Annotated in this window: 14 protein-coding genes; all 14 read left to right on the top strand. The window is 63.1% G+C overall.

The features are described from left to right. Positions 1 to 98 precede the first annotated feature (98 nt). The 14 genes from J5M73_RS12840 (at position 99) to pseI (ending at position 18657) form a co-directional block, all read left to right on the top strand. Positions 99 to 3671 (top strand): glycosyltransferase, encoded by a 3573-nt coding sequence (locus tag J5M73_RS12840; protein WP_102864048.1) that lies wholly within the window; start codon positions 99 to 101, stop codon positions 3669 to 3671. Between the two features lie 270 nt (positions 3672 to 3941). Next, entirely contained in the window at positions 3942 to 4715 is a 774-nt protein-coding gene (gene rfbF, locus J5M73_RS12835; RefSeq protein ID WP_102864047.1) for a glucose-1-phosphate cytidylyltransferase, read from the top strand. After that, positions 4697 to 5779 carry a CDP-glucose 4,6-dehydratase gene (gene rfbG / locus J5M73_RS12830; RefSeq protein WP_102864046.1) on the top strand — a complete coding sequence of 361 codons (1083 nt, stop codon included), beginning with the start codon at positions 4697 to 4699 and terminating at the stop codon, positions 5777 to 5779. Before rfbF ends, rfbG begins: the two co-directional genes overlap by 19 nt. After that, positions 5776 to 6336 carry a dTDP-4-dehydrorhamnose 3,5-epimerase gene (gene rfbC / locus J5M73_RS12825; RefSeq protein WP_102864045.1) on the top strand — a complete coding sequence of 187 codons (561 nt, stop codon included), beginning with the start codon at positions 5776 to 5778 and terminating at the stop codon, positions 6334 to 6336. Before rfbG ends, rfbC begins: the two co-directional genes overlap by 4 nt. After that, positions 6333 to 7559: a class I SAM-dependent methyltransferase gene (locus tag J5M73_RS12820; protein ID WP_102864044.1), complete on the top strand. Its 1227-nt coding sequence runs from the start codon at positions 6333 to 6335 to the stop codon at positions 7557 to 7559. Before rfbC ends, J5M73_RS12820 begins: the two co-directional genes overlap by 4 nt. A 5-nt stretch (positions 7560 to 7564) precedes the next feature. Further along, entirely contained in the window at positions 7565 to 8422 is an 858-nt protein-coding gene (locus J5M73_RS12815; RefSeq protein WP_102864111.1) for an NAD(P)-dependent oxidoreductase, read from the top strand. Next, positions 8412 to 9482, top strand: a complete 1071-nt coding sequence (locus J5M73_RS12810) for a class I SAM-dependent methyltransferase (RefSeq protein WP_207815747.1) — start codon at positions 8412 to 8414, stop codon at positions 9480 to 9482. Before J5M73_RS12815 ends, J5M73_RS12810 begins: the two co-directional genes overlap by 11 nt. Positions 9483 to 9502: 20 nt before the next feature. Next, positions 9503 to 10240 (top strand): cephalosporin hydroxylase family protein, encoded by a 738-nt coding sequence (locus J5M73_RS12805; RefSeq protein WP_102864042.1) that lies wholly within the window; start codon positions 9503 to 9505, stop codon positions 10238 to 10240. Between the two features lie 51 nt (positions 10241 to 10291). Continuing rightward, positions 10292 to 13225 (top strand): TIGR00180 family glycosyltransferase, encoded by a 2934-nt coding sequence (locus J5M73_RS12800; protein ID WP_207815746.1) that lies wholly within the window; start codon positions 10292 to 10294, stop codon positions 13223 to 13225. Between the two features lie 10 nt (positions 13226 to 13235). Further along, a complete protein-coding gene (gene pseB, locus J5M73_RS12795) occupies positions 13236 to 14237 on the top strand; it encodes a UDP-N-acetylglucosamine 4,6-dehydratase (inverting) (protein ID WP_102864040.1) in 1002 nt (333 codons plus the stop codon). After that, a complete protein-coding gene (gene pseC / locus J5M73_RS12790) occupies positions 14234 to 15406 on the top strand; it encodes a UDP-4-amino-4,6-dideoxy-N-acetyl-beta-L-altrosamine transaminase (RefSeq protein ID WP_102864039.1) in 1173 nt (390 codons plus the stop codon). Before pseB ends, pseC begins: the two co-directional genes overlap by 4 nt. Further along, the gene (gene pseF / locus J5M73_RS12785; RefSeq protein WP_102864038.1) at positions 15403 to 16110 is read left to right on the top strand and encodes a pseudaminic acid cytidylyltransferase; all 708 of its coding nucleotides are present in this window, start codon (positions 15403 to 15405) and stop codon (positions 16108 to 16110) included. The genes pseC and pseF overlap by 4 nt, the downstream gene beginning before the upstream one ends. Then, positions 16107 to 17612 carry a UDP-2,4-diacetamido-2,4,6-trideoxy-beta-L-altropyranose hydrolase gene (pseG, locus tag J5M73_RS12780; protein ID WP_102864037.1) on the top strand — a complete coding sequence of 502 codons (1506 nt, stop codon included), beginning with the start codon at positions 16107 to 16109 and terminating at the stop codon, positions 17610 to 17612. The genes pseF and pseG overlap by 4 nt, the downstream gene beginning before the upstream one ends. Continuing rightward, positions 17605 to 18657, top strand: coding sequence for a pseudaminic acid synthase (gene pseI, locus J5M73_RS12775; protein WP_102864036.1), 1053 nt, complete (start codon positions 17605 to 17607; stop codon positions 18655 to 18657). Before pseG ends, pseI begins: the two co-directional genes overlap by 8 nt. Positions 18658 to 18824 lie beyond the last annotated feature (167 nt).

The following is an 18824-nucleotide window of genomic DNA, read 5'->3' as shown; positions in this document are numbered from 1 at the left end:
TCGAACGCCATGACCGTCGAGCCGTCAGCCGTCTTTTTTAAGCGGTTCTGCAGCCCTGGTCTTTCTGGCCAGGGCTCGCCGCTCGAGAGTTTGCAACCGTGAACCAAGCCCCTCTAGTCAGCATCGTTATCCCCGCCTTCAACCCGCGCTTCTTCAGCCAGGCCCTCGACAGTGCCTTGGCCCAAACCTACCAGCCCCTGGAAATCGTCATTTGCGACGACAGTGCCGACGATCAGATCCAGCGTATCGTTGAAGCCGTGGTCGAGCCTGCGCACCCTGTGCGTTACCTGCGCAACCCGCAACGCCTTGGGCTGCAGAAGAACGTTCTGCGCTGTGTTGAAGAGGCGCGTGGCGAGCTGATCAAGGTGTTGTGTGATGACGATCGGCTGTTTGCACCCAGCATCGCCCTGCAGGCGCCGGTGCTGATCGACAATCCGGATGTCAATCTGGTGTGTGCGCTGCGGGTATTCAGTGACGCTGGGAATTTCATCCTGCCGCCGCGGGTCGACAACTGCCGCTTTACCTACAACGATGCCGTGCTCAAAGGCGAGGATATGCTGGCGATCTTCGAGAGCACGCCACGCAACTTCATCGGCAACTTCAGCTCGGCGCTGATGCGTCGTGCCGATGTGCTGGAGCTGCTGCCGGCATTGATCCAGGAGGGCGCGGGTTTTGTCGCGCTGCTGGATTTCGCCCTGTTCATCTGCCTGATGCGCCGTGGCAATCTTGCGGCGCTGGTGACGGTGCTCAGTTGCGAACGCCTGTACCCGGGGCGCCTGAGCGCTACCCCGGAAATGCTCAAGCAGGCACGCAGTGAGTGGGAGTGGCTGGTGCAGATGCTGGCCGCACGCAGTGGCGAGTCGGCGCCGGCGGCAGGCTGGGTGCGGTATGTCGATATGGCTCGGGAGGCCGGGCAGCCGCGCAACTGGCAGGAGCTGTGCGTGACCCGGGTGCTGGGCAACCGCAGTACCGTGGTCGATGGTCGGGTGGGTGGCGAGAGCATCAGTTACGAGGATTTCTATCGGGAGTGGCTGTCGGTACGCAAGTTCTCGGCGGTGGAGCAGCGGCTGATGCCTCAGCGCATCGACAGCTGGCCGCGGCGGGTGCAACTGGTGCCGGTGGTCCTTGACTTCGAGGGCGATGGCGAAGCGCTTGCCCGGACTCTGGAGAGCATTGATGGCCAGCTGTTCGCGCCTGCCGCGGTGCTGGTGTTGTCGGTGGGCGAGGAGCAGGTGCGTGACCGGGTTCTGCACCAGCCTCTGCGAGGCGACTGGGTGCAGCAGCTCAATGAGCTGGTGCCGCAGCTGGAAGGTTGCGACTGGTTCTATCTGCTGCAGGCCGGTGATCGCCTGCAGGAGTCGGCGCTGTTGATCCTTGCCGAACGCATCGCCAATACCCCGGCCATGCTCTGTGCCTACAGTGATGAAGGCGCGCTGGTAGAGGGTGAGTCGTCGGAGCCGGTGTTCAAGCCTGACTTCAACCTCGACCTGATGCGCTCCTATCCCTATGTCGGTCGTGCCCTGGCTTTTTCCCGCGAGCGCTTCATGGCCGAAGGCGGGTTCGATCCGCTCCATGGCGAACTGGCGCCCCATGATCTTCTATGGCGGATGGTGGAGGCGGCGGGGCCCCGGACCATCGAGCACATTGCCGATATCCAGCTGGAGTCCGAGTTCAGCTTCGCCCAGTGGCTGTCCCGGCCCCAGGTGATCGAGGCCAGTGAAGGGCTGGTGGCCGCGCATCTGCAGCGGATCGGTGTGGAACACCGGATTGTTCACGATGACCTGCCCCTGCTCAATCGGATCTATTACCTGCATGGCAGCCGGCCGCTGGTGTCGATCATCCTGCCGTGCGGTGACTCCCTGGCGACCCTGCAGCGCTGCGTTGAAAGCCTGATCGAGCAGACGGCCTACAACCACTACGAAATTGTGCTGGTGGATGCCGGCAGTCGCGACCCGGCCATGGCCGACTGGCTGGCGGCCATGGCCCAGCTGGGTGGTGCGATGCTGCGGGTTCTGCCTTATGTCGGTCCGCACAGCCAGGCTGCGCTGATCAACAGTGCGGCGAGCCAGGCGCGTGGCGACTACCTGTTGCTGCTCAATCCGGGGGCGCTGATCTGTAGCGGCGACTGGCTGGATGAGTTGCTCAATCAGGCCCAGCGTCCGGAGGTGGGCGTGGTGGGGGCGCGGATTCTGGCCACCGATGGCTCCATTCTCCATGCCGGCCAGGTGCTGGGCATGGCCGGGCCTGCGAGTTCGCCCTTTGTCGGCGAAGCCATGGACGCCCGGGGCTACATGCAACGGCTGCAAGTGGCACAGAACTGGAGTGCGGTCAGTGGCGATTGCCTGATGGTACGCAAGGAGGTCTTCGACAGCCTGGGCGGCCTGGATGAGCAGGCCTTCGCCGACGAATTGGGGGCGACCGACCTGTGCCTGCGGGTCGACCGCAACGGTTATCTGGTGGTCTGGACGCCTCACGCCACCCTGATGCTGCGGCCAGCGTCGCCTGCCGGTGATGACAGCGAGCGGCAGCTGGCCCGCGAGGCCGAGCAGGAGCGCTTCTATCAGCAGTGGATGGCGAAGATCGCTCGCGATCCGGCCTATAACCCGGCCCTGAGCCTGGGCTACTCCAGCTTCAGTCTGGAGCCTTCCTTGCGCAACAACTGGAATCCGTTCTGCAGTCGCGCCTTGCCCTTGATCCTCGGCTTGCCGGTCAACAGTTCCGCGGTCGGGCATTACCGGGTGACCGGTCCCCTGACGGCGTTGGAAGAAGCGGGGCGGGTGATTGCCCGGGTGGCCTACGAGTCGCCGTCCACGGCGGACATCGAGCGCCTGTCGCCGGATACCATCATCCTGCAGTGCCGCTACAGCGAAGGGGCGGCCAGTGACATTCTGCGGATGAAAAAATACTCCAGCGCCCTGCGGGTCTTCGAGCTCGACGACTACATCGTCAGTGCGCCGAAGAAGAACACCCACGCTCGGAACAAGCCGGTGAACACCGAGCAGATGCTGCGCGAAGGCATCGGCTTGTGTGATCGCGTGGTGGTGACCACCCAGCCCCTGGCCGATGCCCTGTCGAGCATGCACAGCGACATTCGCGTGGTGCCCAACATGCTGGCGCTGGACCCCTGGGCCAGTTTGACCAGTCGTCGTGGTACCTCCAGCAAGCCGCGGGTGGGTTGGGGCGGTGGCACCAGCCATACCGGCGACCTGGAGATCATCGCCGAGGTGGTGCGCGAGCTGGCGAACGAGGTCGAGTGGGTATTCTTTGGCATGTGCCCTGACGACCTGCGTCCTTACGTACACGAATTTCACTCGCTCACCAGCCTGCAGAGCTATCCGTTCAAGCTGGCCAGCCTGAACCTGGATCTGGCGCTGGCGCCGCTGGAGTTTCATATCTTCAACGACTGCAAGAGCAACCTGCGGCTCTTGGAATACGGTGCCTGCGGTTACCCGGTGATCTGCACCGACACCGAGGCCTATCGCGGTTTCCTGCCTTGCACCAAGGTCCGCAGCAACAGCACCGAGGAATGGTTGCAGGCGATCCGCATGCACCTGTCCGACCCGGCAGCCAGCTACCGCATGGGGGATGAACTGCGAGAAGCGGTGCATCGCGACTTCATGCTGCGCGACGACAACCTGCGGCACTGGCTGTGGGGATGGTTGGCGGACTGATCGTCCTCCCCCCGGCCGGCGATTGCCATCGTCGTTGGCCGGGATGTTGGGCAATCCTCCGTTCGGGTGGTTGCTCTCGCTGTCTTCTGCGGCGCCTGCGGGCGCCGCGCACGCAATTGGCGCACTTCCTGCAAGTCCTCGGCAAATCGCCATAAATCCTTCACTGCGGCGCAGTGCAAGGGCCCCTTTGGTTGCGATGAATGATCTGCATCTGGCGCCGTGCCAGTCCTGAAAGGGCTGGGCTGGCCCGCGAAGAGCAAGAGGACAGCGATGAAGGCAGTAATTCTGGCAGGTGGACTGGGTACGCGAATCAGCGAAGAGTCCCACCTCAAGCCCAAGCCCATGATCGAGATCGGTGGCAAGCCAATTCTTTGGCACATCATGAAGCAGTATTCCGCCCACGGGATTCATGACTTCGTGATTTGCCTGGGCTACAAGGGCTACGCGATCAAGGACTTCTTCGCCAACTACTTCCTGCACACTTCGGATGTGACCTTCGACATGCGCAACAACCGCATGGACGTGCATCAGAATTACAGCGAGCCGTGGAGCGTGACGCTGATCGACACTGGAGAGGAAACCATGACCGGCGGACGCTTGCGCCGGGCCGGACGTTATCTGCAGGAAGACGAGGCTTTCTGCTTCACCTATGGCGATGGCGTATCCGATCTGGATATCGGTGCATTGGTGGATTTCCACAGGTCCCACGGCAAGCTGGCCACGGTCACGGCCGTGCAGCCCCCGGGCCGCTATGGCGCCCTGGATCGCGATGGCGACCAGGTCCTGGGCTTCACCGAGAAACCCCGTGGCGATGGTGGCTGGATCAACGGTGGGTTCTTTGTGTTGTCGCCCAAGGTGCTGTCCTACATCGATGGCGACAGCACCACCTGGGAGGCCGAGCCGCTGATCCAACTGGCCAAGGATCAGCAACTGAGCGCCTACGAGCATTCGGGATTCTGGCAGTCCATGGATACCCTGCGGGACAAGAATCATCTGGAGCAGCTCTGGCAAAGCGGGGAGGCCCCGTGGAAGCAATGGGACTGAGCCAGGAATTCTGGCGTGGCAAGCGGGTCCTGCTGACCGGCCATACCGGTTTCAAGGGCAGTTGGCTGAGCCTGTGGCTGCAAAGCCTGGGGGCTCAGGTCAGCGGATTCGCCCTGGACCCGGGGACCGAGCCGAGCCTGTTCGAACTGGCCCGGGTGGCCGAAGGTGTCGACGATCATCGTGGCGACCTGCGGGACCTGGGTAGCCTGCTGGAGCTGATCGCCCAGGTGCAGCCGGAAATCGTCCTGCACCTGGCGGCTCAGCCCCTGGTGCGCGAGGCTTACCGTGATCCGCTGGGAACCTACTCAAGCAACGTCATGGGCACCCTCAACCTGTTGGAAGCGATCCGTCAGGTCGGTGGGGTCCGTGCCTGCGTCCTGGTGACCACTGACAAGGTCTACGCCAATCAGGAATGGCTGTGGCCCTATCGGGAAAACGAAGCCTTGGGCGGCCATGATCCCTACAGCAGCAGCAAGGCTTGTTGCGAGTTGCTGGCCCAGTCCTATGCCTCATCCTTCTTTGCTGCCGAGCGTTATGCCGAGCACGGCCTGGCCCTGGCCACGGCCCGTGCCGGCAATGTGCTGGGCGGTGGCGATTTCGCCCCCGAGCGGTTGATTCCCGATGTGCTCAAGGCCTGGTCGGCCGACGAGCCGGTGACCTTGCGTTATCCCCAGGCGGTACGCCCCTGGCAACACGCTCTGGAGCCCCTGGCCGGTTACCTGCAACTGGCAGCCGGCCTGTACGTGAACGGCCCGCAATACGCCGGTGCCTGGAACTTCGGGCCCGGTGAACAGGACATGTGCAGCGTCGGTGAAGTGGTGGAACTGCTGGCCCGGCAATGGCCTGAGGCCCCGGGCCTGCGAATCGAACCCAGTGAGCTGCACGAAGCCGGCCTGCTGCGTCTGGACAGCAGTCGTGCGCGCCAGCTGTTGGGCTGGAAACCTCGCTGGACGCTGCAACAGTGCCTGGCGCAGACCCTGGACTGGCACCTGGCCTGGAAGAGCGGCGCGGACATGCGTGCCGTGACCCTTGGGCAGTTGAACCTGTACCGGGGGGCGCTGTGAGCGAGTTCCAGGTCCTGGCTCTGCCAATGGCCGGGTTGTTCGAGGTGCGCCACAAACGCTTCGAAGATCAGCGCGGGCATTTCTCCCGGCTGTTCTGCGAAGGCAGCCTTAGCGCCTTTGGCCAGCCCTTCCATATTCGCCAGATCAACCACTCCTGCACCCGCGAACAGGGCAGCGTGCGTGGCTTGCACTATCAGACCGCCGCCCGGCCCGAAGCCAAGCTCATCAGTTGCTTGCGCGGCGAAGTCTGGGATGTGGCGGTGGACCTGCGCCCCGAGTCACCGACTTTTTTGCATTGGCATGCCGAGCACCTGCGTGGCGGCGATGGGCGCAGCCTGTTGCTGCCGGCGGGTTTCGCCCATGGCTTCCAGGCCCTGAGCGACGATGCCGAGTTGCTCTACCTGCACAGCGCCGACTATGCCCCCGAGCACGAGGCCGGGTTGTCGGTGCTGGACCCGCGACTGGCGATCAACTGGCCGTTGCCTGTCAATAATCTGTCGACCCGGGATGCCAGCCACCCCTTGCTCGATGCTGCCTTCGCTGGAGTAAGACTATGAATTGCCGCGGTTGTGGCGCATGCCTGAGCCTGCCTCTGATCGACTTGGGCACCTCGCCGCCATCCAACGCCTACCTGCGGGCCGAGCAATTGGATCAGGCCGAGCAGTGGGTGCCGCTCAAGGTCCAGGTGTGCCAGCAATGCTGGCTGGTGCAGACCGAGGACTACACCCGCGCCGACCACCTGTTCGACGCCGACTATGCCTACTTCAGTTCGTTCTCCAGCACCTGGCTGCAGCATGCCCGGGACTACGTGGCGCAGATGGTCGAGCGTTTCGGCCTGGACGCCCGGAGCCGGGTGGTGGAAGTGGCGGCCAACGACGGCTACCTGCTGCAGTACGTGGCCCAGCGTGACATTCCCTGCCTGGGGGTCGAGCCGACCCGCAGCACCGCCCAGGCGGCGCGGGCCAAGGGGTTGCAGATCCGCGAGCTGTTCTTCGGCCGTGGCACTGCCGCGCAGTTGCTGGAGGAGGGCTGGGCCGCCGACCTGATGGCGGCCAACAATGTGCTGGCCCATGTGCCGGACATCAACGATTTCCTCTGCGGTTTCGCGACTTTGCTCAAGCCGACGGGGGTGGCGACGTTCGAGTTTCCCCAGCTGCTGACCCTGATGGCCGGGCAGCAGTTCGACACCCTGTACCACGAACATTATTCCTACCTGTCGCTGACCGCCGTCCTGAGCCTGTGCCAACGCAACGGCCTGGAAGTTTTCGACGTCCAGACCCTGGCCACCCATGGCGGTTCGCTACGGGTCTTCGTGCAGCGCATCGACGGCTCGCGCCGGCCGGTGCAAGACAGCGTGGCGCAGCAGTTGCTGTTGGAACAGCGCGCCGGGGTGAACACGCCCGAGTACTACCAGACCCTGGCGCCAGCCGCGCAGCGGATCAAGCACGAGCTGCTGCGCTTCCTGCTCCAGGCCAAGGCCGAAGGCAAGCGCGTGGTGGGTTATGGCGCGGCGGCCAAGGGCAATACCTTGCTCAACTACGCCGGGGTCAAGGCCGACTTGCTGGCCTGGGTCGCCGACGCCAGCCCGCACAAGCAGGGCAAGTTCCTGCCGGGCAGTCGCATCCCGGTGGTGGCGCCCGAGCGCATCGACCAGGAGCAGCCGGACTATGTGCTGGTGTTGCCCTGGAACCTGTTGGGCGAAGTCAGCGAGCAACTGGCCCAGGTGCGGCAATGGGGCGGGCGTTTCGTGATTGCCGTGCCCGAGTTGAAGCTGCTGTGAAGGGCATGACGGTGCTGGTCACCGGCGCCACCGGCTTTGTCGGCCGGCATCTGGTCGCGGCCTTGCTGGCCCGGGGTTGCCGGGTCCGGGCGCTGGCCCGGGATCTGGACAAGGCGCGGCAGATGCCCTGGTTCGACGCGGTAGAGTTTCGCGCGCTGGATGTGCATGACCCGCAGCTGGATATCGCGGCCCTGGTGGACGGGGTCGATGCCTTGGCCCATCTGGCCTGGCCCGGATTGCCGAACTACCAGGCGCTGTTTCACCTGGAGCACAACCTGATGGCCGACTATCGCTTTATCAAGGCGGTGGTCGAGGTGGGTGTGAGCCAGGTGCTGGTCACCGGCACCTGCTTCGAGTACGGCATGCAGAGCGGACCTTTGACAGAGCAGGCCGAGGCTCGTCCAGGCAATCCCTACGGCCTGGCCAAGCACAGCCTGCACCTGTTCCTCCAGGCCCTGCAGCAGCAGTTGCCCTTCAGCTTGCAGTGGGCGCGGCTGTTCTACCTGCATGGCTCCGGACAGAATCCCAAGAGCTTGCTGGCGGCACTGGATCGGGCCATCGACGCCGGTGACGAAGTGTTCGACATGTCCGGCGGCGAGCAGCTGCGGGACTACCTGGCCATCGAAGAAGCGGCCGGCTACCTCGCGGCGCTGCTGCGCCAGCGGACGTTTTCCGGGGTGGTCAATTGCTCCAGCGGCCGGCCAATAGCCGTGCGTTCCCTGGTGGAACAGCGCATCGCCCAGCGCGGTTCGGCGATTCGCCTGAACCTGGGGCATTACCCGTACCCGGACTACGAACCCATGGCGTTCTGGGGCTTGAACCAGCGCTTGCTGCACATAACAGGAGCCGAACATGGCGCATGAGTTGTATCGGGTCGCCGACTTGCCGGTGTTGCAGAACCGTACCTTCGCCGATGCCCAGAGTGCCCGCGCCTCGGCGTCTGCGGACATCGTGCTGGTGCAGGATCTCAAGAGCGGGCTGATCTTCAATCAGGCCTTCGATGCCGACAAGCTCAGCTACGACAGCGACTACCAGAACGAACAGGCCCATTCGGCGCAGTTCCAGCAGCACCTGATGGATGTAGAGGGCATCATCGCCCGGCACTTCAAGGGGCGCGAGCTGATCGAGGTCGGTTGCGGCAAGGGCTATTTCCTCGAACTGCTGCGCAGTGAGGGCTATGCCATCACCGGCATCGACCCGGCCTACGAGGGGACCAACCCCGAGGTGATCAAGGCGCCTTTCACCCGAGGCCTGGGGCTGGCTGCCGAGGCCATCGTGCTGCGTCATGTGCTGGAGCATATTGCTGATCCGCTGGCCTTTCTGGCAGAGATTGCCGATGCCAACCAGGGCGGGCAGATCTATATCGAAGTGCCGTGTTTCGACTGGATTCTCGAGCATCGCGCCTGGTTCGACGTGTTCTATGAGCACGTCAACTACTTCCGCCTCGAGGACCTGCAGCGCATGTTCGGCACCGTGCACGAGGCCGGGCATCTGTTCGGCGGCCAGTACCTGTACGTGGTGGCGGACCTGGGCAGCTTGACGTCGTCGTTGCCGGCGCCGATCCAGCCCTTGCAGATGCCGGCGGATTTCACCGCCAGCATCGAGTGCGCCAAACGCATCATCGGCTCGGCGCCGCACACCGCTGCCGGGATCTGGGGCGCGTCGTCCAAGGGCGTGATCTATTCGCTGTTCCTGCAACGCGCGGGTGTGGTGGTGGATCAGGTCGTCGATATCAACCCGGCCAAACAGGGCCGGTACCTGCCGCTCAGTGGCATGCGTGTGTCATCGCCACAAGAAGCCATGGAGGCACTGCCGGCAGGCGCCAACCTGTTCGTGATGAATTCCAACTACCTCGAAGAAATCAAGCGCATGACCGACGGCCGTTATGTCTATCACGCCGTCGACAGCGCTTCGTTCAGCTAATTTGCCATTGAGAACCGAACATGACCGAGCACAACGTCATTCAAGCCTTTGAACAAGAATGCCAGGCGCAGATCAGCGCCCAGGGCCAGGATGAGAAACTCAAGGGCCTGGCCCGTGACTTTTTCAACGAGTCCGCGACCCACAAGTACAGCTATCACTTTTCCTGGATGGGCCGGCCGATCATCCAGCTGCCCCAGGACATGATGGCGATGCAGGAGATCATCTGGCAGGTCAAGCCGGACCTGGTGATCGAATGCGGTATCGCCCACGGCGGCTCGATCATCTACTACGCCTCGCTGCTGGAGTTGCAGGGCCATGGCGAAGTGCTGGGCATCGACCTGGATATCCGCCCGCACAACCGCGAAGCCATCGAGCAGCATCCGATGAGCAAGCGGATCCGCATGATCGAAGGTTCGAGCATCGACCCGGCCATCGCCGAGCAGGTACGGGCTGCAGCCGCCGGCAAGAAGGTGATTCTGGTCCTGGACTCCAACCATACCCACGAGCACGTGCTCGAAGAGCTGCGTCTGTATGCGCCGCTGGTGTCGGTGGACAGCTACTGCGTGGTCATGGACACCGTGGTCGAGGACATGCCGCCGGAGTTCTTCCCGGACCGTCCGTGGGGTCCGGGTGACAACCCGAAAACCGCAGTCTGGGCCTATCTGGAGGAGAACCGCGATTTCGAGATCGACTATCAGATGCAGAACAAGTTGCTGATCACCGTGGCGCCGGACGGTTACCTGCGTCGGGTTCGTTAACTATCAATGGTTGCAGGTTCAAGGCGTTTGGCCGGTTGTGGGGAAGTACCTATGTGGGTTGGAGACAAAGCAATGAATGACAAAGCACCCCTGAGTGAGCGTTTCACCCTTGTGCTGTTGTCCCACAACCGCAAAGCGTTCATGCGGCGCACCTTGCAGTATTACAGCACCTATCCGTGCTCGATCCTGGTACTGGATTCGTCGCTGGAGGCGGATGAGTCCCTGGCGCAGCTCTATCCCCAGGTCGACTATCGGCATCTGCCGCAGTTCGGCTACAAGGGGCTGCAGGACAAGCTGACCTACGGCATGAGCCTGGTGACCACGCCCTACATGGCGTTCGCTGCCGATGACGATTTTCTCCTCCATGATGCGCTGACCAGCTCCCTGGAGTTTCTTGAGGCCCATCCCGACTACGGGCTGTGCCATGGCTACGGGATGATGTACCTGGCCCGGGCTTCGGAAACCAATTACTACCGCCGTGATCGCCGGGTCATGGAGGACTATGACGCCGATGATGCCCAGGATCGGGTGATGAACTTCATGGGGCATTTCCTGCCGCCGTTCTATGCGGTAACCCGCACCGACCTGCTGCGCCAGTGGTATGAGCTGCTGCCGCCAGGGGTGAGTTTCGAATGGCAGGAAATCGGTCATTCCTTCTTCCTGCTGGCCTGCGCCAAGGCGCGGATCCTGCCGATTCCGTTTGCCGTGCGTGAGGCCAACTACGGGGCCTCGGAGCACAACACCAATGTGCTGACGGTGCTGACCTACAAGGACGCGCAATCGGTGGCCCAGCGTGAGGCGTTCGCCGAGTTCCTCGCCTCGCTGCCCACCGGTTTCAGTGGTCGGGACCCCGAGCAGGTGAAGCAGATCGCCCTGGACAGTTTCACCGCCATGGCCGACTGCTTGCTCAGCGGACGTTCCCTCAAGGGCACGGCGATCTTTCGTTCGGCCTGGGTCGAGGTCGGGGCCGAGCCGGTACGCTCCTTCGGTCCCGAGCAGTTCGTCGAGATGCCGTTCTACAACCAGCCGATGTTCGATCTGCTGACCGAGTTGGAATTCCTCATGCATGCCATGCCCACCGGGCGTCTGCAGCTCAAAGAGCTGGAGGGTGTGTTGCTGCGTCAGGAAGAGTTGATGCGGGTTCATCCCAACGACACACCGGAGAGCTTGCGCGCCCGGTTGTGGGAAGCGCTGACCCTGAACCTGTTCAACCGCGAGGTGGTCAAGCGCCTGGCCGAGTCGATGCAAGACAGCGACGAGCCCGAGGAGGCGCGCAAGCTGCAGGCCTGGGCCGAGCGCCTGGCGTCGGTACCGGGGTCGGACAGTCGTGCGCTGTTCAACGCGACCGAGTCGGGACGCTTGCTCAAATGGCTCGAGGCCCGTGCTCCGGAGCCGACACAGCTGAGTGCCATCGCTGCGCACCTGGCACGTCATGCCGGAGGCCCGCAGGTGCAGATCCTGTTGCTGGACCTGGACGCTGACCTGGTCAAGTTGCAGGCCACGCTCGACAGCCTGCTGGCCGGTCATTACAAGGCGTTCAAACTGGTGGTGTTCACCACGGGCGAGCTGCCGGCCACCACCACGGCCCAGGACACCTTGCATTTCGTCAAGGTCACGGAAAACAACTACGTCGAGCGCCTCAATCAGGCCATGGCCCAGTCCCGTGCCGACTGGGTGCTGTTGGCCGAGGCCGGTGATCAGTTCACCGCCAGCGGCCTGCTGCGGGCGAGCCTGGAATTGCTCGGCGCCGAAGGCATTCGTGCCGTGGCCATGGACGAGATCCAGCGCCGTGCCGATGCCACTTTGACTTCGGTGTTCCGCCCCGGGGTCAACCTCGATCAATTGCAAGGCACACCGGCGCTGATGGCCCGGCATTGGTTGCTGGACCGCGAGACTGTGTTGCAGGCTGGTGGTTTCTCCCGTGAGCTCAAGCAGGCGCTGGAGCTGGACCTGTTGCTGCGCCTGATCCAGGACGGTGGCCTGTCCGGTCTGGCCCACCTGGCCGAGCCCTTGCTGATTTGTCAGGCCCCGGGGGATGAGGCTGACGCCGAAGAGCGGCAGGTGCTGACCCGGCACCTGGCCGCACGAGGTTATCGCGCTCAGGTCGGTTCGGCGCAGCCGGGTACCTACCAGATCGAGTATCAGCACGCCGAGCGCCCTCTGGTGTCGATCATCCTGCCCAGCCAGGACAATTTCGCCGAGTTGCAACGCTGCCTGGTCAGCGTGCTGCAGCGCACCCGCTACCAGCGCTATGAAGTGCTGATCGCCGAAAACCACAACCAGAGTGTCGAGCTCGACAGCTGGCTGACCAGCCTGGAAGGCCGCGGCGAGCGCATTCGTGTGTTGCGCAGCGGCCAACGCCTGAGCGCTTCGGCCTTGTTCAACATGGCGTGCCGTGAAGCTCGGGGCGAGTACCTGGTGCTGCTTGCGGCCGATGCTGAGGTGGTCAACGCCAACTGGATCGAGAGCTTGCTCAACCAGGCTCAACGTCCGGAAGTCGGGATTGTTGGCGCCAAGCTGGTGAACGAAAACGGCGTGACCACCCAGGCCGGGCTGATCCTGGGGTTCGACGGCCACCTGGGTGCGGCCTTCGCCGGTGAGACCAAGGAGGCTGCGGGCTACATGAATAGCCTGTGGGTGGAGAAGAATTATTCAGCGGTGTCCGGTGCCTGTCTGATGATCGGCAAAGCGCTGTTCGAGGCGGTGGGCGGGCTGGATGAAGAGCATTTCGACCAGGCTTTCGCCGATGTCGACCTGTGCCTGAAAGTGGCCGATGCCGGTTACCTCACGGTACTGACGCCCCAGGCCCAGGTGCAGCATCCGGGGACGTTGCCGCAACACCCACAGGCGGCCGCGGCCCTGCAAGACAAATGGGCGGCACGCTTTGCCCAGGATATTGCCTATAACCAGAACCTGGCGTTGAGCGGCAAGGGTTTTGCCCTGGGTGCTGCCAGTGCGGTCAACTGGACCCAGTTGCTCGGATAAGGATTCAGTCATGTTCAACGGCAAGTCGATTTTCATTTCCGGTGGCACCGGTTCGTTCGGGCGCAATTTCATTCGTCGTCTGCTGGAGCAGTATCAGCCCAAGCGGGTGGTGGTGTTTTCCCGTGACGAACTCAAACAGTATGAAATGCAGCAAACCTTCAATGCCCCCTGCATGCGTTATTTTCTCGGCGATGTGCGTGATGCCGAGCGTTTGCGCCAAGCCATGCGTGGCATCGACTATGTGATCCATGCTGCCGCCCTGAAGCAGGTGCCGGCTGCCGAGTACAACCCCACGGAATGCATTCGCACCAACGTCAATGGTGCGGAGAACATCATTGCCGCGGCCATCGACAACGGGGTGAAGAAGGTCGTGGCCTTGTCCACCGACAAGGCGGCGAGCCCGATCAACCTGTACGGCGCCACCAAACTGCTGTCGGACAAGCTGTTTGTGGCGGCGAACAATATTGCCGGTGAGCAGCCAACCCGGTTTGCTGTGGTGCGCTACGGCAATGTCGCCGGCTCCCGTGGTTCGGTCGTGCCGTTCTTCAGCAAGCTGATTGCCGAGGGCGCCAGGGAACTGCCGATCACCGATGAGCGCATGACGCGGTTCTGGATCACGCTGGATCACGGCGTGCAGTTTGTTCTGGACAGCTTTGCCCGTATGCATGGCGGTGAGATCTTCGTGCCCAAGATTCCCTCGATTCGCATTGTCGATCTGGCGTCGGGCATGGCCTCTCATCTGCCGCAGAAGCAGGTGGGCATCCGTCCTGGGGAGAAGCTCCATGAGTTGATGGTGCCTCTGGATGATGCGCGCATGACCCTGGAGTTTGCCGATCACTACACGATTCAACCGTCCATTCGCTTCACCAGTGTCAATGTCGATTTTGCCGTTGATGGGCTCGGGGAGAGGGGCGTTTCGGTCGCCGAGGATTTCGAGTACCGCTCCGATACCAATCCGCACTTTCTCTCGGTGGGGCAGATTGCCGAGTTGCATGACGGGATTTCGGCATGATTCCGTACGGCCGCCAGAGCGTGGATCAGGCCGATATTGATGCGGTTCTGGCCGTCCTGCAGTCCGACTGGCTGACTCAGGGGCCCACCATAGATGCCTTTGAGCAGGCCGTGGCGGTCCGTTGCGAAGCAGCCTATGGGGTGGCCGTCTGCAATGCCACGGCGGCCTTGCACATTGCTTGCCTGGCGGCCGGCCTGGGGCCAGGCGATTGGCTGTGGACCAGCCCCAACACTTTTCTGGCTTCGGCCAACTGCGGGCGTTATTGCGGCGCGGATGTGGATTTTGTCGATATCGATCCGCAGACCTGGAATCTTGATGTCGAGGCCTTGGCTGGCAAGCTGCAGGTTGCCCAGGCCATGGGGCGCCTGCCCAAGGTGGTGGTGGCGGTGGCTTTTTCCGGACAGAGCTGTGACATGCGCCAGTTGGCGGAACTGGCCGAGCGTTATGCCTTTACCGTGATCGAGGACGCCTCTCACGCGGTGGGTGCGCGCTATGCCGGCCGGCCTGTCGGGTGCGGCGAGTTTGCCGCCATGACCGTGTTCAGCTTTCATCCGGTGAAGATCATTACCAGTGCCGAGGGAGGGATGGTTCTGACCAATCGTCCTGAGTTGGCGGATCGTTTACGGCGCTTGCGTAGCCACGGTATGACCCGTGATCCGCAACAGATGAGTGAGGCCAGCCATGGTCCCTGGTATTACCAGCAAGTGGAGCTGGGCTTCAACTATCGAATGACCGATCTTCAGGCGGCGCTGGGCTTGTCACAGTTGAAAAAACTGGATGGCTTTGTAGCGCGACGCCAGTACCTGGCAGCCCGATACCAGCAGCTGTTGCAGGACTTGCCGTTGACGCTGCCCAAGGCTCAGGCTGATGCGCAGTCAGCCTGGCACCTGTATGTGGTGCGCTTGCAGCTCGACGGATTGCAGCGCTCCCATCGGCAGGTCTTCGAGGGGCTGCGTGAGGCGGGAATCGGGGTCAACCTGCATTACATTCCGGTGCACCTGCAGCCCTATTACCAGGCATTGGGCTTCTCCCAGGGGGACTTTCCCGAGGCTGAGCACTATTACGCAGAAGCCATCAGCCTGCCGATTTATCCCGGGTTGAGTGACAGCGAGCAGGACTATGTTGTCCAGCAGGTGCGACGCTGGATTCAGGAGCCGTCAATATCGTGAGCGCAATCGCCATCATTCCTGCCCGAGGCGGCAGCAAGCGTATCGCGCGCAAGAACCTCAGGGCCTTTGACGGCGTGCCGATGCTCGCTCGCTCCATCGACAAGGCATTGAGTTGCGGATTGTTCCAGCGAGTGGTGGTCAGCACCGACGATCCAGAGATCGCCGAACTGGCGCTCGCCTGTGGCGCCGAGGTGCCGTTTATTCGGCCGCAGTCCCTGGCAGATGACTTCACCGGCACGGCAGCGGTGATTGTCCATGCCCTGCAGGCGTTGCAGGAGCAGGGGCAGGTGTTTGAGTACGCGTGTTGTATCTACGCCACCGCGCCCTTGCTGCAGGTGCGTTATCTGCGCCAGGGGCTGGAGACGCTGGTGCAGCACCCGGACAAGGCGTTCGCCTTCTCGGTATGCAGCTTCGGCTTTCCCGTGCAGCGGGCGCTGACTCTCGATGAGCAAGGGGCGCTCAATGCCCTGTACCCGGAATTTCGCCAGAGCCGTTCCCAGGATCTGCCACCGGCCTATCAGGATGCCGGGCAGTTCTACTGGGGCAGGAGCCAGGCCTGGCTGGAGGGGGAGGTGCTGTTCTCGCCCCGCAGCCTGCCGGTGATCCTGCCCCGTCATCTGGTGCAGGACATCGATACCGAAGAGGACTGGCAGCGAGCTGAATACCTGTATGCCGCGCTGAAGGCCGCAGGAGAGCTGGAGTGAGGGTGCTGATTCGCGCCGACGCGTCGCCGGCCATCGGCAGTGGCCACGTGGCCCGCTGCCTGACCCTGGCCCAGGAACTGCGCCGTCAGGGCGCTGATGTGGCGTTCGCCTGTCGGCGTCTGCCCGGTCATCGCCTGGAGGCGCTGCGGGCCGAGGGCTTCCAGGCCTTTGAATTGCCAGAGTGCTACGTCGGCGAGCATCCAGAACTGGGAATCGAGGCGCCCTTGCCCTGGCAGGCGGACATTACCGCGCTGCAGATGGCATTGGCCTCTCAGCCGGCCTTCGACTGGGTGCTGGTGGATCATTACGGCCTTGATCATCAATGGCAGAGCGCCGCTCGCCAATGGGCGCCGAGGATTGCCGCGATCGATGATCTGGCCAACCGCAAGCATGCCGTGGACCTGTTGCTGGACCAGAATTTCAGCGGCAGTGCCCAGGCTTATTCCGGATTGCACGATGCGTCGTGCCGGACCCTGTTCGGTCCGCACTACGCCTTGCTGCGCGAAGAGTTCCGCCGTCCACCGATATCGATCCGGCCACAGGCGCGGCGCTTGCTGGTGAACTTCGGCGGCTTCGATGCCGCCGGTCAGACCCACAAGGCCATGTTGGCGCTGCTGGAATTTCACGATCTGCAGGTGGACTTCGTCGCCGGCAGCGGCAACCCGGACTGGCAGGCCATGCAGGCCCTGGCTGCCGAACGGCCGCACTGGCGACTGCACAGCTATGTGAAGGATTTTGCCGGGCTGTTGGCCGAGGCCGACCTGTGCCTGGGCGCGGGAGGCGGTACCAGCTGGGAGCGGGCGGTATTGGGCGTGCCTACGCTGTGCATCACCGTGGCCGCTAACCAGGAGGCCAATGCCCGGTTGCTGGCCGAGGCGGGTGCCCACTTGTACCTGGGGGCCTGTGAGCAGGTCAGCGTGGAGCAGGTGCGCCAGGCCCTGAGCCTGTTGCTGGGCAATCCGGGGCTGCGGCATAGCCTGTCTCGCCGGGCCCGCGAGCTGGTGGATGGTCGGGGCGTGCAGCGAGTGGCGGCGGCGTTGTTCACTGCGGTACTGCGCTTGCGTCCGGCGACTGTGGAGGATGCCCGGCTACTGTTCGACGGGCGCAATGCTGAGCCTGTCAGGCGTTGGTCCCTGCAGCCTGAGGCGCTTGAGTGGCCGGACCATGTGCGCTGGCTGGAGGCCGCTGTGAGAGATCCGCAACGGCTGTTGCTGATAGCGGAAACAGCCGCGGGGGCCGTGGGGGTGCTGCGCTATGACCGCCAAGGCGTTCAGGTGGATGTGTCGATCTACCTGTTTGCCGAGCACCTGGGCTTGGGCTGGGGGCGGACGCTGCTGGAGCAGGGCGAGGCTTGGCTGATGCGCCATTGGCCCGATGTGCAGCGTCTGGGGGCTAGGGTGCTGGCAGAGAATCAGGTTTCGCTGACATTGTTTCGCCGGGCCGGCTATTGCCAGGCGCCCTGTGAATTCACCCGTGTGTTGAAGGAACATCTGGATGACTAGTTTCAAGATCGGCTCGCGCTGCGTGGGCGCGGGTGCGGCGCCGTTGATCATCGCCGAGATGAGCGGCAACCATAATCAGTCGCTGGATGTGGCCCTGCAGATTGTCGAGGCCGCAGCCAGGGCCGGGGCCCATGCCCTGAAGTTGCAGACCTACACCGCCGACACCATGACCCTGGACCTGGATCAGGGCGAGTTTTTCATCAAGGACCCGGACAGTCTTTGGGCCGGTTCATCGCTATACGACCTGTACCAGCGTGCCCATACGCCATGGGAGTGGCACGAGCCGATCTTCGCTCGGGCACGTGAGTTGGGCATGCTGGCGTTTTCCACACCGTTCGACGAGAGCGCGGTGGACTTTCTCGAGAGCCTCGACGTTCCGGCCTACAAGATCGCCAGTTTTGAGAACACCGACCTGCCGCTGATTCGCCGGGTCGCTGCCACCGGCAAGCCGCTGATCATTTCCACCGGCATGGCCAGCATCGCCGAGCTGGACGAAAGCGTGCAGGCCGCCAGGCAGGCCGGCTGTCGGGATCTGGTATTGCTCAAGTGCACCAGCACCTATCCGGCTTCGCCGGCCAACAGCAACCTGCTGACTATTCCTCATCTGCGGGAACTGTTCGGCTGTGAGGTGGGCTTGTCCGATCACAGCATGGGGGTTGGGGTCTCGGTGGCTGCTGTGGCCCTGGGCGCCACGGTGATCGAAAAGCACTTCACCCTGGACCGTTCGGCCGGTGGGGTCGACGCCAGTTTTTCCCTGGAGCCAGGGGAGTTGGCCAGCCTGGTGGTGGAAACCGAGCGGGCCTGGCAGGCCATGGGGCAAGTGCGCTATGGCGCTACTCAGGCCGAGAGCAAGTCGCTGATGTACCGTCGGTCGTTGTATGTCACCCGGGACATGCAGGCCGGGGAGCTGTTCAGTGCCGACAACGTGCGGGCAATCCGTCCCGGGCTGGGGCTGGCTCCCAAGCACTACGATGCGCTGCTCGGCCGTCGTGCGCGTCAGGCCCTCAAGCGCGGCACGGCACTGGACTGGGCGCTCATCGAATAGGCCTTTGTGTGGCTGATTCGGCAAAATAGCGTGACCTGTGAGTCATAACGTGCATCTTCACTGTATTGTATTGCCCGGGAAGATGGCGCCAGCCCTGCGTGACAGGACCCGTGATAGCCCTTGGTTCTTCCCGATGCCGTTGTGTTCGGCGCAAGTATCTGTGTTTC

The sequence above is a fragment of the Pseudomonas sp. 50_B genome, from assembly GCF_017491625.1.
GTDB classification, from domain to species: domain Bacteria; phylum Pseudomonadota; class Gammaproteobacteria; order Pseudomonadales; family Pseudomonadaceae; genus Aquipseudomonas; species Aquipseudomonas danubii.
This window is presented reverse-complemented; position numbering and strand designations above follow the sequence as displayed.

Bases quoted from the DNA above. Each gene is read 5' to 3' on its own strand.
- rfbF (WP_102864047.1), top strand. From the start codon at position 3,942: ATGAAGGCAGTAATTCTGGCAGGTGGACTGGGTACGCGAATCAGCGAA.
- J5M73_RS12820 (WP_102864044.1), top strand. From the start codon at position 6,333: ATGAATTGCCGCGGTTGTGGCGCATGCCTGAGCCTGCCTCTGATCGAC.
- J5M73_RS12815 (WP_102864111.1), top strand. From the start codon at position 7,565: ATGACGGTGCTGGTCACCGGCGCCACCGGCTTTGTCGGCCGGCATCTG.
- J5M73_RS12810 (WP_207815747.1), top strand. From the start codon at position 8,412: ATGGCGCATGAGTTGTATCGGGTCGCCGACTTGCCGGTGTTGCAGAAC.
- J5M73_RS12805 (WP_102864042.1), top strand. From the start codon at position 9,503: ATGACCGAGCACAACGTCATTCAAGCCTTTGAACAAGAATGCCAGGCG.
- J5M73_RS12800 (WP_207815746.1), top strand. From the start codon at position 10,292: ATGTGGGTTGGAGACAAAGCAATGAATGACAAAGCACCCCTGAGTGAG.
- pseB (WP_102864040.1), top strand. From the start codon at position 13,236: ATGTTCAACGGCAAGTCGATTTTCATTTCCGGTGGCACCGGTTCGTTC.
- pseC (WP_102864039.1), top strand. From the start codon at position 14,234: ATGATTCCGTACGGCCGCCAGAGCGTGGATCAGGCCGATATTGATGCG.
- pseI (WP_102864036.1), top strand. From the start codon at position 17,605: ATGACTAGTTTCAAGATCGGCTCGCGCTGCGTGGGCGCGGGTGCGGCG.